This is a genomic window from Amycolatopsis sp. CA-161197 (assembly GCF_050942255.1).
In the GTDB taxonomy this organism is placed as follows: domain Bacteria; phylum Actinomycetota; class Actinomycetes; order Mycobacteriales; family Pseudonocardiaceae; genus Amycolatopsis.
In genome coordinates this window covers 5,043,575-5,060,034 of sequence record NZ_CP192059.1, presented here as the reverse complement: position 1 = coordinate 5,060,034, position 16,460 = coordinate 5,043,575, and the positions used below count along the sequence as shown (strand labels likewise).

Genomic DNA, 16,460 nt, shown 5'->3' with positions numbered 1-16,460 from the left:
GAGGAGACATGAGTACCGAGACCTACGACTTCGTCATCGTCGGCGGTGGGTCCGCGGGCTGCGCGCTCGCCAACCGCCTCTCCGCCGACCCCGCGACGAAGGTGCTGGTTCTCGAAGCCGGTCGCGAAGACGCGAAGTGGGACGTGTTCATCCACATGCCCGCCGCGCTGACGTTCCCCATCGGCAGCAAGTACTACGACTGGGGCTACCGCAGCGAACCCGAGCCGCACATGAACCGGCGGCGGATCTACCACGCGCGCGGCAAGGTGCTCGGCGGGTCCAGCAGCATCAACGGGATGATCTTCCAGCGCGGCAACCCGCTCGACTACGAGCGCTGGGCGGGTGACCCGGGGATGTCCGAATGGGACTACGCCCACTGCCTGCCGTACTTCCGCCGCATGGAGAACTGCCTCGCCGACGCGCCGGACGGGCCGTGGCGTGGCCACGACGGCCCGCTCGAGCTGGAACGCGGCCCGGCGACGAACCCGTTGTTCGAGGCCTTCTTCGACGCCGCGGTGCAGGCGGGCTACCCGCGCACCGACGACGTGAACGGCTTCCGGCAGGAGGGTTTCGCCGCCTTCGACCGCAACGTCCGCAAAGGACGGCGCCTCTCGGCCGCCCGCGCGTACCTGCACCCGGTGCTGCACCGCAAGAACCTCACGGTGAAGACCCGTGCGTTCGTGTCGCAGATCCTCTTCGACGGCACCCGCGCGATCGGCGTCGAGTACGCCCAGGGCCGCGGCGCGCCGGGTGAGGTGTACGGCAAGGAGATCATCCTGTGCGGCGGCGCGATCAACACGCCGCAGCTGCTGCAGCTCTCCGGTGTCGGCAACGCGGCCGAGCTGGAGAAGCTGGGCGTCGACGTGGTGCGCGACGTGCCGGGCGTCGGCGAGAACCTGCAGGACCACCTCGAGGTCTACATCCAGTACGCGTGCAAGCAGCCCGTGTCGATGCAGCCTTCGCTCGCGAAGTGGAAGCGGCCGTGGATCGGCGCGCAGTGGCTGTTCCTGCGCTCGGGACCGGCCGCCACCAACCACTTCGAAGGCGGCGGGTTCGTCCGCAGCAACGACGAGGTGGCCTATCCCAACCTGATGTTCCACTTCCTGCCCATCGCCATCCGCTACGACGGCTCCGTGCCGGCGGGCGGGCACGGCTACCAGGTGCACGTCGGGCCGATGTACGCCGACACCCGCGGAACGGTGAAGATCACCTCCACCGATCCGCGCGAGCACCCGGCGCTGCGGTTCAACTACCTGTCCACGGAGAACGACCGCCGCGAGTGGGTGGAGGCCGTGCGGGTGGCGCGCAAGATCCTCAACCAGAGCGCGCTCGACCCGTTCAACGGCGGCGAGATCTCGCCCGGGCCCGCGGTGGAGACCGACGAGGAGATCCTCGACTGGGTCGCCAAGGACGCCGAGACCGCGCTGCACCCCTCGTGCACCGCGAAGATGGGCGTGGACGAGCTGTCCGTGGTGGACCCGGGCAGCATGCGCGTGCACGGCACCGAGGGCCTGCGGGTGGTCGACGCGTCGGTGCTGCCCTACATCCCCAACGGCAACATCTACGCACCGGTGATGATGACCGCCGAGAAGTCCGCGGACCTGATCCTCGGCAACACCCCGCTCGCGCCGATCAAGCAGCCCTTCTACCGCCACAGTCCCGCGTAACCGCCGGCCGGCCGGACCCGTGTGCCTGCGCGGCGCACGGGTCTCTGGCGTGTCTGCGGACAGGGCACAAAATCCGTCCCGATCGGACCCCGGGCACCCCTTGACGACGCCCCGCCCGCGCACTCAGACTTGTTGCGTATCGCGTTCCGCGTTCCCTCATACGCAACAGTCAAACCGTCCACCCCAGCTCCTCCCGGAGGCCCAGATGCTGCGCGCGTGCACAGTGGACGAACTGCCCCCCGGCGAATCCGTGCGGATCGCGGGGCCCGAACCGATCGCGGTGTTCAACGCCGACGGCGAGCTCTACGCGATCGGCGACACGTGCAGCCACCAGGACGCGTCTCTCGCCGACGGCTGGCTCGAAGGCTGCTTCGTCGAATGCCCGCTGCACGCGGCGCTGTTCGACCTGCGGACGGGGATGCCGTCGTGCCTGCCCGCGAAGCAGCCGGTGCGCACCTACGAGGTGCTCGTCGACAGTGGCGTGATCTACGTACAGGCGGAGCGCGCCGAGGACGCCGCGTGAAGAGCGTCGCGATCGTCGGCGCTTCGCTCGCCGGGGCGCGAGCCGCGCAGGAGCTGCGCGCGCAGGGGTTCGACGGCCGTGTCGTGCTCGTCGGGGCCGAACCGCACCTGCCCTACGACCGGCCGCCGCTGTCGAAGTCCTTCCTCGCCGGCACCGCCGAGCGCGAGTCGCTGGAGCTCCTCGACGCCGACGACACCGGGTCGCTGGAGCTGCGGCTGGGCACCCGGGCCGAACGGCTCGACGCCGCCGGCGGCCGGGTCGTGCTCTCCGACGGCGCCGACCTGGCCGTGGACGGCGTCGTGCTCGCCACCGGTGGCCGCGCGCGGGCGCTGCCCGGCACGGAAGGCGTCGCCGGCGTCCACGTGCTGCGGACACTGGACGACGCACTCGCCCTGCGCGCGGAACTGGTGCCGGGCGCGCGGGTGGTGATCGTGGGCGCCGGGTTCATCGGGGCGGAGGTCGCGTCGACCTGCCGCTCGCTCGGTCTCGACGTCACCGTGCTCGAAGCGCTGGCCACACCGCTCGAACGCGTGCTGGGGCCGCGGCTGGCCGAGGTGTGTGCGCGCCTGCACGACCGACACGGCACGGTCCTGCGCTGCGGCGCCGCCGTCGACGAGCTGGTCACCGCGGGCGGGCGAGTGACCGGTGTCCGGCTCGTGGGCGGGGAGGAGCTGCCGGCCGACGTGGTCGTCGTCGGGATCGGCATGGTGCCCGCGACCGAGTGGCTGGCCGGTTCGGGCCTGGAGGTGGGCAACGGCGTGCACGTCTCGAGCGGGCTGGTCACCGCGTTGCCCAACGTGGTCGCGATCGGCGATGTCGCGGCGTACACCTCCGCCGAGAGCGGGCGGCGGCACCGCCACGAGCACTGGACCAACGCGAGCGAGCAGGCGGGCGTCGCCGTCGCGAACCTGCTCGCCGGCGCCACCACGCGGCACTACGCGCCGAGCGGCTACGTCTGGTCGGACCAGTACGAGGGCACCCTGCAGCTCGCCGGGCACCCCGAGCCCGGCGACGAGGTCGTGTTCACCGAGGGCGGCCCCGACGACCCCGCGTTCGTGGCGACCTACCAGCGCAACGGCGTGACGGTCGGGGTCTTCGCCCTCAACAGTGCCAAGCAGTTCACGCGGTTGCGGCGCCAGGCCTTGCGGCGGCCCGCCCCCGTCGCCTGAACTGCGGGGATGGAACGCCGCCAGCTTCAGTACTTCCTCGCCGTCGTCGACCACGGCGGCTTCACCAACGCGGCCCGGCGGCTGCACGTCGCGCAGCCGTCGCTCTCGCATGCCGTGCGCACGCTGGAAAAGGAGCTCGGCGGGCTGCTGTTCCACCGCCTGCCCCACGGCGCCACGCTGACCCCGGCCGGCGCGGCGCTCGTCGCCCCGGCGCGGCAGATCCTGCGCGACCTGCGCACGGCCGACGCGTCCGTGCGCGAGGTCCTCGGGCTCGGCGGCGGGACGCTGGACCTCGCGTCGCAGACCACGCTCGCCGTCGACCCGCTCGCGAAGCTGCTCGGCCGGTTCCGCGCGGCACACCCCAAGGTCCTCGTGCGCGTGCGGGCGCCGGAGACGGGCTCGGACGTGGTCAACCGCGTCCGAAATGGACAGAGTGAGGTCGGGCTCGTCGAGTCCGGCGCCGAAACGCCCGGGCTCGCCGGGCTCGACCTCGCCGAACAGGAGGTGCTCGCCGTGCTGCCCGCCGACTCGCCGGTGCGCGACGTGCTGCCGGTGACCGAGCTGGCCGCGCTGGACCTGGTCACCACCCCGCCCGGCACGGCCACGCGGTGGATCGTGGAGGAAGCGCTGCGCGGCACGGCCGAGCCCCGGGTCGTCGTGGAGACCGAGCACCGCGCCATGATCGTGCCCCTCGTACTGGCCGGGGCCGGCGCGGCGCTGCTCCCCCGCGCGATGGCCGACGACGCCCGCCGCCAGGGCGCGGTCACCGTCCCGCTGGACCCGCCGTTGCTGCGGCGCGGCCGGATGGTCTGGCGCGCCGGGCCGCTCTCCCCCGCCGCGGAACGGTTTCTGGCCCTGGCCGGCCCGACCCCATAAAGATCGCCTCTCGGCCTGATCGGATTCCGGTCTGGGCCACCCCCGTCCGGAGCCTGGCCGCCGGGGTGCGGCGCTGTGAAGCTCGGTGGCGTCCACTTCGGAAGGAGCCTTCATGTCCGCGTTCCCCGCCGGGCGTCACGTTCTGCCGCGCCCGGACGTCCCCGTGGCCGCGTCCACGGCACTCGACGTGCGCGAGCAACGCGGGCAGGGAACACCGATCGGGCCGGTGCCCCCACCGGCGGGCGCGCCGAACGTCGTGCTCGTGCTGGCTGACGACCTGGGCTTCGGCACGTCGAGCGCGTTCGGCGGTCCGTGCACCATGCCGACGGCCGACCGGCTCGCGGCCGGCGGGCTGCGCTACACCCGCTTCCACGTCACCGCGCTGTGTTCACCGACCCGCCAGGCGCTGCTGACCGGGCGCAACCACCACTCCGTCGGCATGGGCGGCACCACGGAGATGGCGACTTCCGCGCCGGGCTACCACGGCTTTCGCCCGCGCAGTGCCGCGACGCTGGCGCAGATCCTGCAGGGCAACGGGTACAGCACCGCCGCGTTCGGCAAGTGGCACCAGACGCCGCCGCGCGAGATCAGCGCGGTCGGCCCCTTCGACCGCTGGCCGACCGGCGAGGGGTTCGACACCTTCTACGGCTTCCTGGGCGCGGAGATGAACCACTGGTACCCGTTGCTGTATCAGGGAACCACGCCGGTCGAGCCGGACCGGCGACCGGAGGACGGCTACCACCTCACCGAGGACCTCGTCGACCACGCCGTCGACTGGGTGCGCACGCAGCGCACGCTCACGCCCGACCGCCCGTTCTTCACCTACCTCGCCCTCGGCGCCGCCCACGCGCCGCTGCACGTCGGCCGCGAATGGCGCGAACGCCGGCGCGGCCGGTTCGACCACGGCTGGGACCGGCAACGGGAGCTCACGCTGGCGCGGCAGAAAGAGCTCGGCGTGGTGCCCGAGGGCACCGAACTCGCGCCCTGGGCCGAAGGCGTGCCACGGTGGGCCGAGCTCGACGACACCCGCCGGCGGCTGGCCGCGCGGTTCATGGAGACGTTCGCCGGGTTCGTCGAGCACGCCGACACGCAGGTGGGCCGGTTCGTCGCCGCGCTCGAGGAGCTCGGCGAACTCGACAACACGCTGTTCCTCTACCTGCTCGGCGACAACGGCGCGTCGGGCGAAGGCGGCATCGAGGGCACGCTCGTGGAACACCGGCTGGGCCACGGCCTCGTGGACGACCCGGAGGAGATGATCCGCCACCTCGACGAGATCGGGGACCCGAGCACCTACCCGATCGCGCCGGCCGGCTGGGCGCTGGCGCTGAACACGCCGTTCCAGTGGACGAAACAGGTCGCCTCGCACCTCGGCGGCACCCGCGACGGGCTGATCGTGCACTGGCCCGCGGGCGGCGCCGAGGCCGGCGGGCTGCGCCACCAGTACGGCCACGTGATCGACGTGCTGCCCACGATCCTCGACTGCGCGGGCATTCCCGCGCCCCACAGCGTGGACGGCGTGCAGCAGCAACCGATCGAGGGCGTCAGCCTGCGCGAGACGATCACCGACGCCGCCGCGCCCGAACGCCACCACACGCAGTACTACGAGATGTGCGGCAACCGCGGGATCTACCACGAGGGCTGGACCGCGGTGACGCGCCACGGCGTCCCGTGGGAGATGGTGGCGACGAACCGGCGGCCGTTCTCCGACGACGTCTGGGAGCTCTACGACCTCACTCGCGATCCGAGCCAGGCCCACGATCTCGCCGCCGACCACCCCGCGAAACTGCGGGAACTGCAGGACCTTTTCCTCGTGGAAGCGGCGAAACACCAGGTCTTCCCGCTCGACGACCGCGTCACCGAACGCGAGAACCCCGTGCCGGCCGGCCGGCTCGACCTGCTCGGCGCGCGGACGTCGGTGACCTACCGCGGCGGGATGCGGCGTTTCACCGAGGAGACCACCCCGAACGTCAAGAACCGCTCCCACGTCGTCACCGCCGACGTGGAACTCGCCGGCGCGCCCGCGTCCGGCGTCGTGATCGCGCAGGGCGGCCGCTTCGGCGGCTGGGCGCTGTACTTCACCGACGGGCGCCCGGTCTACGTCTACAACTACTTCGGCCTCCAGCACTTCACCGCCGCCGCGACCGACCCGCTCGCCCCGGGCCGGCACGAACTGCGCCTCGAATTCACCTACGACGGCGGCGGACCCGGCCTCGGCGGGGAAGCCGTGCTCACCGCCGACGGCGAGAAGCTCGCCGTGGCCCGCGTGGAGCGCACGATCGCGTACTACTTCTCCTTCGACGAGACGCTCGACGTGGGTGTCGACCTCGGCACTCCGGTGTCCGAGGCCTACGCCGCCGGGACCACCGCGTTCACCGGGCTCGTGCACAGGGTCCGGATCGACCTCGGTCCGGCCGCCGAAGGCGCGGAGTCCGACGGCGGCCTGCAGCGACGGATCCTGGGCGCCCAGTGACCACCCCCGGATGATCAGGGCTCTGACCGGCCGTTAACCTAGTTCCCTAGTCAATTAGGGTAACGGAGACAGAGGGAACGGACGCGGTGTTCGAGTTCCGGTTCGAGAGTGGTTCGGGGGTGCCCCCGTACCTGCAGCTGGTGCGACAGGTCGAGCACGCCGTGCGGCTCGGTGAGCTCAAGCGGGGCGACCGGCTGCCGACGGTCAAGGAGGTCGCGCGGCAGCTCGTGATCAACCCGAACACCGTGCAGAAGGCGTACCGCGAGCTCGACCACCGCGGCATCGTGCGCGGCCGGCGAGGGATGGGCACGTTCGTCGCGCGCGACGACCCGGCGGGCGTGTCGCCCGAACGGCAGGCGCAGCTGCGCGCCGGGTTCGAGCGGTGGATCAACGAAGCCCGCGCGTCGGGCCTGACCGTCGCCGACGTCGAGGCCCTCGTCTCGTCCGTGCTCCTGCGCATCGGAAAACGTTCCGGGAAGGAGAACGAGTGAGCACAGCGGCGATCGCGACCCACGGCCTGGGCCGGCGCTACGGTCGCACCTGGGGGCTTCGGGACTGCACACTCGAAATCGGCGAGGGTCGCGTGGTCGGCCTCGTCGGGCCCAACGGTGCGGGGAAGTCGACCCTGCTGAACCTCCTGGCCGGGCTCCTGCGGCCCTCGGCCGGGGACCTCGAGCTGTTCGGCCGCCCGGTGAGGCCGGGCGAGCCGTCCGACGGCGTCGCGTACCTCGACCAGCGGCATTCGCTCTACGAGTCGTTCCGCGTGCGCGAGATGCTCGAAGCCGCCCGCCGCCTCAACCGGCGCTGGGACCACCGCGCCGCGCTCGACCGGGTGCGCGAGCTGGGCATTCCGCTGCGGCGCCGGGTCGGCGAGCTCTCCGGGGGCCAGCGGGCGCAGGTGGCGCTGAGCGTCGCCCTCGCGCGGCGCCCGGAGCTGCTGGTGCTCGACGAACCCGTCGCGAGCCTCGACCCGCTCGCCCGCCGCGACCTCATGGGCAGCCTCATGGCGGCGAAGGCCGACCACGACTGCACGGTGGTGCTGTCCTCGCACGTGGTGTCCGAGCTGGAGCGGCTGTGCGACCACCTCGTGGTGCTCGACCACGGCCGGGTGGTGCTGTCCGGTGACGTCGACGACCTCATGGCCGAGCACGCGCGGCTCACCGGCCCGGCGTCCACTGTGGACGAGATCCGCGGTCTCGCATTGTCCGTCGAACGCCGGGGCGAGGCGGCCACGCTGCTCTTCCGCGGGCCGCGGCCGGAGCTTCCCCCCGGCTGGCGCGCCGAGCCGGTGTCACTGGAAGACCTCGTGCTGCACCACCTCGCGGCCGGGCAGCCGAAGGAGGCCGTGGCGTGATCTGGGTTTCGTGGCGGCAGGACCGCGCCCGCCTGCTGGGCCTCGCCGTCCTGTTCGTCGTCCTGGCCGCGGGTTACGTGGCGATGGGCGCCGGCATGCGGGGCTCGCTGTCCACAGTGGACCTGCCCGGCTGCTTCTCCGGCGCGCCGGACCCGCGGTGCGGCGACTGGCCGGCGCTGATCGCCTTCGTGCACAACTACGCGCAGCTGCTGCTCACGCTCCTGCCCGCCGCGCTCGGCATGTTCCTCGGCGCGCCCGTCGTGGCCACGGAGCTGGAGCACCACACGTTCCGGTTCACCTGGACGCAGTCGGTGACCCGCGGCCGGTGGCTGGGCTCGAAGCTGCTGCTGGGCGGCGCGTTCTCCGTGGCCTACGGGCTCGTCTTCGCCGCCGCGTACGCGTGGTGGCACGCGCCGGCCACGCGGTTCGACGGCTGGTTCCCGACCTTCGACTTCGGGCTCGTCTCGTTTCCGGCGACCTGCCTGTTCGGGTACGCGCTCGGCGTGGCGGGCGGTGCGGTGTTCCGGCGGACGCTCGCCGGCGCGGCCGTCGCACTGGTCGGTTTCCTGCCGGTGATCGTGGTCGTGAAGAACCTCGTGCGCCCGCGGCTGCTCTCCCCCGTGCTCACCGAACAGATCCACTTCGGCGACCTCGCCGTCGGCACGCAGGTGTTCCGCGACACCGCCGGCAAGATCCACGGGTACGACGAAACCCTCGCCCTGGCCGGGATCCCGCGGCCCCCGATCCCGGGGATGGAGCCGGTCGACCGGCTGGCCGCGGCCGGGTTCACCCGGCTGTACCCCGTGCAGCCGGCCGGACGGTTCTGGACGTTGCAGCTGTGCGAGGCGGGTCTGTTCGTGCTGGTGGCCGCGCTGTGCGTGGCGGTGGCGTTCTGGTGGGTCCGCCGGCGCCTGGCCTGAGCACGGCGTGCGACGCGGCGGAGCGGGTGAGCACCTGGGCACTGCCGAAGCCCGGTGGCACCCGCCCCGCACGCAGCTCCTCCCGCACGACGCGGGCCCTCGCGACGTGCCGGGCGAACGAGCGGCCGCGCACGATCCGGACCCGGCTGTGCTGCCCGGCCAGCGCCTCCTCGGCGGTCGCGTCGAGCCACAGCAGCCGCGCCGGGCGCCGGGTGCCCCGGGCCACCAGCCCGAGCCACCGCCGCGTCGAGGCGCGGGTGGCGGGCTCGTGCACGACCAGCGGCCCGCGCCGCAGCGCCGCGAACAGCACGATCCGCGCGCGGTGGCACACGTGCACCACCGGCCGGTAGAGCCGGTACACCACGGCGGCGGGCAGCACGGCGCCGAGGCGGCCGCGGACCTGGTCCGAATCGAGCACGGGCAGGGCGCCGGCGGCGTGCCGCAGCAGGGTCGTCTTGCCCGCGCCGGGCAGTCCCGCCACCACGAGCAGGTCGCGGCTCTCGAGCTCGATCACCGTGCGCTCCATGCCCTCACAACGCGCGACGAAAGGTAATGGTTCCTTTACTCTCGCCTCACGTGCGGGTGACCCGGTGCGCGCCGCTCCCCTTCAGCCACCGCGCCACGGCCTTGCCGGCCTCCCACAGGATGAGCAGCGAGGCCGCCGGGACCAGGGCCCAGAAGAACTGCGTCAGCGTCAGGTCCGTGGTGCCCAGCAGCTTGTTGAAGACGTCCATCTTGATGACCAGCACCGCGAGCACGAACTCGCCCAGCATCGCCCAGTTCATCTGCTTGCTGTAGAACGTGGCGACGGTCAGCGCCGTCCCGGTCTCGCTGCGGCACTCGACCGCGGCCACGATCAGGCACAGGGCGAAGGCCGTCAACGCGATCGTCGTGGCGACCTCGGCGCTGCCGTAGTACGCCTGGCCCAGCGACAGCAGCAGGAGCAGTCCGACGGTCACGGCCAGCCCCGAGAGCCCGACGGTGATGAACACCGGGCGCGTGAGCACGGATTCACCGCGCGGCCGCGGTTTCAGCGCCATGAGCCCCGGCGTCTCGCGGTCGAACCCGAGCGCGAACCCGAAGGGCGCGTTGACCACGAAGTGGATCCACAGGACCTGCGCCGGGGTGAACGGCTCCCCCGCGGCGATGTTGAACAGGCTGGCGCCCAGGAACGTCAGCACGAACACGACCAGCAGCACCAGGACGAAGCGGATGTACTTCGTGAGGTTGTCGTAGATCTTGCGGCCCTGTTCGACGGCGAACACGATCGTCGCGAAGTTGTCGTCCGACAGGATCATCCGGCTCGCGTTCTTCGCGACATCGGTGCCGCTGCCCATCGCGATCCCGAGGTCCGCCGCCTTGATGGCCGGCGCGTCGTTCACGCCGTCGCCGGTCATCGCGACGACGTCGCCCTTCTTCTTGAGCGTGTCGGCCAGGATCACCTTGTGCTCCGGGGAAACTCGCCCCACGACGCCGATGTCCTCGATCCGGGAGAGCCGCTCGGTCTCGGGCAGGTCCGCGAAGTCCGAACCCAGGACCGCGTCACCCGGGATGCCGAGCTGCTTCGCGATCGCCGCGCCCGTGGTGACGTCGTCGCCGGTCACCATGCGCACCCGGATGTGCGCCGCCTGCGCGCTGGCCACCGCGGCCTTGGACTGCTCCCGCGGCGGGTCGACCATCGCGACCAGGCTCATCACCTGCAGGCCGGTCACGAAGGACAGCAGGTCGCCGTTCGCGTCGAAAGCGGCCGGGTCGAGGTCGCACTGGGCGGCGGCCATCACGCGCCGGCCCTGCGCTTCCATGCTCTTCATGCGTTCGCGGGCCCGCCGGTTCACAGCTTCGTCCCAGGGCACGGATTCGCTGCCCGACAAGGCGGTGGCGGCCCGGTCCAGCACCGCGGGCGCGGCACCTTTCACGAAGCAGCGCACCACCGCCCGGCCCAAGTAGTCGGTCGTCGGGTGGAAGGTGGCCATCAGCTTGTACGACGGGTCGAAGGGCAACGTCGCCGTGCGCGGCAGCTTCTCCCGTGTCGCGTCCACGTCGAGGCCGGCCTTGGCGCCGAGCACGAGCAGCGCACCCTCCGTGGGGTCGCCGACGACCTTGCCTTCGACGATCTTCGCGTCGCTGGCGAGCAGGTAGGGCAGGATCGCGTTCTCGATGCCGCCCGCCGAACCGGCGGCGTGGTGCACCTTGCCCTCGGTGCTGTACCCGATGCCGCTCACGGTGTAGCGGTCCGTCTGGGTCACCACCTCGACGGCGGTCATCTGGTTCATCGTCAGCGTGCCGGTCTTGTCCGAGTTGATCGCGGAGGTGAACCCCAGCGTCTCGACCGACGGAAGGTCTTTGACGATCGCGTTGCGCTTGGCCAGATCCACGCTGCCGAGCGAGAGGATCACCTGGCTCACCGTCGGCAGCGCCTCGGGGATGGCCGCGATCGCCAGGGAGATCGCGCTCACGAACAGGACGTCCCAGGACAGGTCCCGGCTGCGGCCCAGCACGAACATCACGACCATCGTGATCCCGGCCGCCGCGGCGATCCACAACGTCAGCGTATTGAGCTGCTTGGTCAGCGGCGACTGCTCCCGCGCCGTGGCCGAAAGCATCCCGGAGATCTTGCCCAGCTCCGTGTCCTGGCCCGTGCCGGTCACGATGACGGTCGCGCTGCCGTGCGTGACCGGGCAGTTCATGAAGGCCATGTTCGACTGGTCGCCCGGGCCGAGCTTGCCGGCGGGCAACGCGGTCGCGTCCTTGGCCGCCGGCGTGCTCTCACCCGTCAGCGCCGACTCGTCGATCTGCAACGCGTTGGCCGCGACGATGCGGCAGTCGGCCGGGATCTGGTCGCCCGCCGTGATCAGCACGACGTCGCCGACCACGAGCTCCTCGGCCGGGATCGCCTCTTCGACCCCGTCGCGGCGGACCCGCGCGCTCGCCTTCATCATCGACTTCAGCGCGTTCATCGCGCTTTCGGCCTTGCCCTCCTGGCGCAGGCCCGCGACGGCGTTGCCCACGGTCAGCACCAGCAGCAGCAGGGCCGTGCCCCACTGCTTGATCACCAGCGACACCACGGCGGCGGCGACCAGGATGAGCTGCATGTAGCTGGTGTACTGGTCGAGGAACCGCCGCCAGGCCGCTTTCGGTTTCTCCTCGGGCAGCGCGTTGGGGCCGTTCACGCTGAGCCGTTCGGCCGCCGTCGCCGACGAGAGCCCGAACTCCAGGTCGACGCCGAACGCCGACGCCACGTCACCCGGCGTGCGCGAGTACCAGTTGTGCTCCTTCGCCGGCACGTGCTCCTGTGCGACCATTTCCGCCCTCCGATCGCCGTGAGCCGAAACAGCGGCCTTCAGTGCTTCTTTTTCTTCTTCTTGCCCCGCTTCTTCTCGGCGGCCGCCGCGTACGGGTCGGCGGGCGCGCCTTCGGGTGCTTCGGCTTCCAGCTCCGCCCGCGCGACGAGGAGGTCGTCGCGCCGCTCGTCGCTCACCGTGGGGTACTGCGGGTCGATGTCGATCAGGGTGTGCGCCAGGACGGCGGCCGCGCACGTGCGGGCGAACCACTTGCGGTCGGCCGGGATCACGTACCACGGGGCCCATTCCGTGCTGGTCGCCGAGAGCACCTTGGAGAACGCGTGCTGGTAGTCGTCCCAGAACCGGCGTTCGCGGGCGTCGGCCGCGGAGAACTTCCAGTTGCGGTCGGGCCGGTCGATCCGCCGGAGGAACCGCGCGCGCTGCTCTTCCTTCGAGAGGTTGAGGAACATCTTCACGATCTTGAATCCGTTGCCGGTCAGGTAGCGTTCCCAGTCGTTGATCTCGCGGAACCGGCGCGCCCACACCTTTCCTTGGCGCGCGGACGCGGGCAGCTGCTGGTGGTCCAGGTGCTCCGGGTGTACGCGCACCACGAGTACCTCCTCGTAGTGCGACCGGTTGAAGATCCCGATGTCGCCGCGCGCGGGGAGCCGGCGCGCGTAGCGCCACAGGTAGTCGTGGTCCAGCTCCTCGGACGAGGGCACCTTGAACCCGCTCACGCGCACGCCCTGCGGGTTCACACCGCTCATCACGTGCCGGATCGTGCCGTCCTTGCCGCCGGCGTCCAGCGCCTGAAGGCACACCAGCACGCCGTAGGTGTTCTGAGCGGCCAGGCGGCGCTGGTAGTCCGCCAGCAGGGTGACTCCCGCCGCGAGCAGCTCGCGGCCGTCTTTCTTGCGCAGCACGTCACCTCGGTAGGCCGGGTCGAAGTCCCGGGAAAGCAGCACTTTCGACCCCGGCTCGACGCGCAACGGCCTGATGAACTCCGCGATCCGCTCGGCCCGCTTCTCGCCCGCCATGGTTCAGTCCTCTTCGCACCGACCAGGGTCCCTTCCCCCGGTGACGCCTGAACCTTTCAGCGTCCGCGGGTTTCCCCCTCATCTGCTGAGGGCGAGATATCCCGCCGGCCCGCGCACCGCCCTCCGCACCGGCGGTGCGGGCGCGGGCGCCGGCGCACCGGTTCGGTCAACCGTCCGCTGCCGGCACCGTTCGACGCGCGTCGCCTCACCCGTTTCGGGTGAGGCGAGCGGCGGGAGCCCGTCTTCGCGGCCGGAAGTCCACAGTGGAAACCCGGATGCGGTCAGTCCCTCACCCCGAGGTCGCGCAGGATCTGGTCCGCGACCTGGTCCGTGCGCCCGTCCGGCACCGCGTGCGCGGTGAGCGTGGACCACAGCGAGCGGCGGCCGCGGACGTAGACCAGCACGCCCGACCCGGCGCGCGTGATCTCGGCGAGTGAATCGCGCACGGCCTGCGCGCACCCGCAGTGCCGGGCGCCGAACGCGTCGCCGGCCGGGCACTCCACGTGGACGCGCACCACCGCGCCGCGCTCCGGTTCGCCGTGGACGAGGGCGACGTGCTCGCCGCCGTCGACGAGGTCGCGGTAGCCGAGGGCCCGGAAACCGCCGTGCGCCAGGGGAAGCCGGGCGTTCGCGGCCCGTTCGACGAGCCGTTCGCGCGCTCGCCGGTACGCGGCCACTTCGCTGACGGTCACCCACGCCAGGCCCTCGGCCGTGGCGTCGAGCTCCACGAAGGCCGCGACGGGTTCGCAGCCCGCGATCCGGGTCAGGTCCACGGCCGCCTCGGCGAGACCGGAGCGGCCGAGCACGCCGAGCTCACGCGTGCGGGTGGGGAACACCGGCCCGGGCACGCGCAAGTCCTCACGCCGCGTCGCGGGATCCGCCAGTGCGCGCAGAGTGCGGGCCGGGGACCCCTGCCCCACCCCGACGTGGACGTCGGAGCCGGGCACCATCGCGGGGATCCGCAGCCGATCGAGCCACGCACCGGGGAGCGCGCAGCCGACCGGCCCGCCGTGGGCGGCCAGGAACCGGGCCGTCTCGTCGGTGACGAGCTCGGCGGCGGCGACCAGTGCCGCCCCCGCCTCGCCCGCGACCAGCACGACCTCACCCCGGGCCAGCGCCGCGGCGGCGTCCGTGACGCCAGTCGCCGCGACCGTCTCCCGGGCCGGTGACAGCGTCACGCGGCACTCCACAGCCGCGCGAACCCGCACACCTGCCGGCCCACCGTGGCCAGCTGGTCGCCCACCTTCGCGTCGGTGAGCCCGCCCGCCGCGTCGAACGGCTTGGTCGCCGAGTTCACCACCACCCCCAGCGGCGTCGGCCAGCCGCGCAGGGCGTGGACCGTCGAACGCAACGACGTCAGCGTGGTGACCCCGGCCTGCCAGCCGCCCGTGGCAACGACACAGCCCACGGCCTTGCCGTCGAGGTAGGGCGCCGGGTCGTCGGCGAGCTCCTGCAGGTGGTCGAGCGCGTTCTTGAGCAGCCCGGAGATCCCGCCGTGGTAGCCGGGCACGGACAGCACGAGGGCGTCGGCGCGCCGGACGGCTTCGAGCAGCCGCACGGCCTCGTCGGTCAGCGGGGCCACGCCCGGGTCGTACATCGGCAGCGTCAGCTCGGCGGCGGTGATCAGCTCGGTCTCGGCGCCCTCGGCCTCGGCCGCCGTCAGCGCGTGCCGCAGCGCGCGCTCCGACGTCGAACCCGGCCGCAGCGTGCCGCCGATTCCCAGCACGCGCACGGGGTCTCCCCCGGTGATCGGCACAACGGTCATGATCGACTCCTTCAGCCGGCCGGGACGAGCGACGGGGCGGGCAGGCCCAGGCTCTCGCGCAGGGTGTCGTGCTCGTAGTCGGTGTGGAACAGGCCGCGCCGCTGCAGCTCCGGCACCAGCATGTCGACGGCGTCGTGCACACCCGAGGGCAGCATGTCCACCATGAGCGTGAAGCCGTCGGCGGCACCGGCCAGCAGGCGTTCCTGCATCTGGTCGGCGACCTGCTCCGCGGTGCCCACGACCTGGTGGTGGCCGCCGCCGTAGCTGCCGATGAGCTCGCGGACGGTCAGGTCCTCCTTCACCGCGAGGCTCACGATGCTGCGGCGGAACCCGATCGAGCCGGTGAACTCCTCGTCGGGGCCGAGCAGATGGGCGGGGAACTTCTCGTCGAGCTTGAGCACCTCGACCGGCAGGCCGACGCGCTTGGAGAGCTTCTTGATGTTCGCGGTGACACCGAAGACCTCGTCCATCAGCTGCTTGCGGTCCTGCGCGTCCTTCTCGGTGGCGCCGAGGACCACGGACATGCCGGGAAGGATCTTGATGCTGTCGGGGTGGCGCCCGTAGTCGGCGGCGCGGCGGCGCATGTCGTCGCGGAAGGCGACGGCGTCTTCGAGCACGTGCTGGGCGGTGAAGACCACGTCGGCGTACTTGGCCGCCTGGTCGCGGCCGCGGTCGGACGAGCCGGCCTGGAAGATCACCGGACGGCCCTGCGGCGAGCGCGCGAACGGCATCGGGCCCTTCACCGAGAAGTACTCGCCGACGTGGTTGATCTCGTGCACCCGGTCGGGGTCGGCGAACACGCCGGCTTCCTTGTCGCCGACGAGCGCGCCCTCCTCCCAGCTGTCCCACAGCTTGAGCACCACGTCGATGAACTCGTCGGCGCGCGCGTAGCGTTCCGCGTGGTCGGGGTGGCTGCCGCCGCCGAACATCTCGATCACGGTGGGGTTCTGCGTGGCGATGGAGTTCCAGCCGACGCGGCCCTGGCTGAGGTGGTCCAGCGTCGCGAACCGCCGCGCCAGGTCGTAGGGCTGGTTGTAGGTGGTCGATGCGGTGCCGACCAGGCCGATCTTGTCGGTGATCCCGGCCATCAGCGACAGCACGGTCACGGTGTCGAGCGCGCCGCACGGGCGCTCGGTGCCGACCTCCTGGTTGGTCATCTGCTCGGCGAGGAAGATCGCGTGCAGCTTCCCGGCTTCGGCGGTGCGGGCGATGTCCTTGTACAGCGCGGGGGTCAGGTGGTCACCGGCATCGCCTTCGCGCGCCATCCACGCGCCGGTGTGCATGCCGAGGCCGTGCATCAGCGCGGCCGTCAGGATCATGGAGGGGGTGCCGGCGTCCACTGGGGGTCTCCTTGGCGTCGTCGGGGATCAGGGCCACGATCGACGCTAGGTTCGCGCC

Annotated in this window: 13 protein-coding genes; 7 read left to right on the top strand and 6 right to left on the bottom strand. The window is 72.0% G+C overall.

Features of this window, described 5'->3' with window-relative positions; translation table 11 throughout:
• Positions 1 to 8 precede the first annotated feature (8 nt).
• From betA to ACQPXB_RS24010, 7 genes are all read left to right on the top strand, one after another.
• Positions 9 to 1,667 (top strand): choline dehydrogenase, encoded by a 1,659-nt coding sequence (gene betA, locus ACQPXB_RS24040; RefSeq protein WP_432856155.1) that lies wholly within the window; start codon positions 9 to 11, stop codon positions 1,665 to 1,667.
• Between the two features lie 205 nt (positions 1,668 to 1,872).
• Complete coding sequence (locus ACQPXB_RS24035) at positions 1,873 to 2,190, top strand: bifunctional 3-phenylpropionate/cinnamic acid dioxygenase ferredoxin subunit (protein ID WP_386945792.1); 318 nt, start codon at positions 1,873 to 1,875, stop codon at positions 2,188 to 2,190.
• On the top strand, positions 2,187 to 3,359 hold the full coding sequence (locus tag ACQPXB_RS24030) for an NAD(P)/FAD-dependent oxidoreductase (protein ID WP_432856152.1): 1,173 nt from the start codon (positions 2,187 to 2,189) through the stop codon (positions 3,357 to 3,359). Before ACQPXB_RS24035 ends, ACQPXB_RS24030 begins: the two co-directional genes overlap by 4 nt.
• A 9-nt stretch (positions 3,360 to 3,368) precedes the next feature.
• Positions 3,369 to 4,235: a LysR family transcriptional regulator gene (locus ACQPXB_RS24025; RefSeq protein ID WP_432856149.1), complete on the top strand. Its 867-nt coding sequence runs from the start codon at positions 3,369 to 3,371 to the stop codon at positions 4,233 to 4,235.
• A 112-nt stretch (positions 4,236 to 4,347) separates the two neighbouring features.
• On the top strand, positions 4,348 to 6,705 hold the full coding sequence (locus ACQPXB_RS24020; protein ID WP_432856146.1) for an arylsulfatase: 2,358 nt from the start codon (positions 4,348 to 4,350) through the stop codon (positions 6,703 to 6,705).
• Positions 6,706 to 6,791: 86 nt separating this feature from the next.
• Positions 6,792 to 7,196 (top strand): GntR family transcriptional regulator, encoded by a 405-nt coding sequence (locus ACQPXB_RS24015; RefSeq protein WP_432856143.1) that lies wholly within the window; start codon positions 6,792 to 6,794, stop codon positions 7,194 to 7,196.
• Positions 7,193 to 8,059, top strand: coding sequence for an ABC transporter ATP-binding protein (locus tag ACQPXB_RS24010; RefSeq protein ID WP_432856140.1), 867 nt, complete (start codon positions 7,193 to 7,195; stop codon positions 8,057 to 8,059). The genes ACQPXB_RS24015 and ACQPXB_RS24010 overlap by 4 nt, the downstream gene beginning before the upstream one ends.
• A gap of 786 nt (positions 8,060 to 8,845) precedes the next feature.
• Here ACQPXB_RS24010 and ACQPXB_RS24005 read toward each other — a convergent pair.
• The 6 genes from ACQPXB_RS24005 to ACQPXB_RS23980 all read right to left on the bottom strand — a co-directional run bounded on the left by ACQPXB_RS24005 (position 8,846) and on the right by ACQPXB_RS23980 (position 16,402).
• On the bottom strand, positions 8,846 to 9,493 hold the full coding sequence (locus ACQPXB_RS24005; RefSeq protein ID WP_432856137.1) for an AAA family ATPase: 648 nt from the start codon (positions 9,491 to 9,493) through the stop codon (positions 8,846 to 8,848).
• A 58-nt stretch (positions 9,494 to 9,551) separates the two neighbouring features.
• On the bottom strand, positions 9,552 to 12,281 hold the full coding sequence (locus ACQPXB_RS24000; protein WP_432856134.1) for a cation-translocating P-type ATPase: 2,730 nt from the start codon (positions 12,279 to 12,281) through the stop codon (positions 9,552 to 9,554).
• Positions 12,282 to 12,319: 38 nt separating this feature from the next.
• A complete protein-coding gene (locus ACQPXB_RS23995) occupies positions 12,320 to 13,297 on the bottom strand; it encodes a polyphosphate kinase 2 family protein (RefSeq protein WP_366581935.1) in 978 nt (325 codons plus the stop codon).
• A gap of 281 nt (positions 13,298 to 13,578) precedes the next feature.
• Entirely contained in the window at positions 13,579 to 14,475 is an 897-nt protein-coding gene (locus ACQPXB_RS23990; protein ID WP_432856130.1) for a 3,4-dihydroxy-2-butanone-4-phosphate synthase, read from the bottom strand.
• Positions 14,472 to 15,062: an NADPH-dependent FMN reductase gene (locus ACQPXB_RS23985; RefSeq protein ID WP_432856127.1), complete on the bottom strand. Its 591-nt coding sequence runs from the start codon at positions 15,060 to 15,062 to the stop codon at positions 14,472 to 14,474. The genes ACQPXB_RS23990 and ACQPXB_RS23985 overlap by 4 nt, the downstream gene beginning before the upstream one ends.
• Before the next feature lie 11 nt (positions 15,063 to 15,073).
• Positions 15,074 to 16,402: an LLM class flavin-dependent oxidoreductase gene (locus tag ACQPXB_RS23980; protein ID WP_432856124.1), complete on the bottom strand. Its 1,329-nt coding sequence runs from the start codon at positions 16,400 to 16,402 to the stop codon at positions 15,074 to 15,076.
• Positions 16,403 to 16,460: the final 58 nt, after the last annotated feature.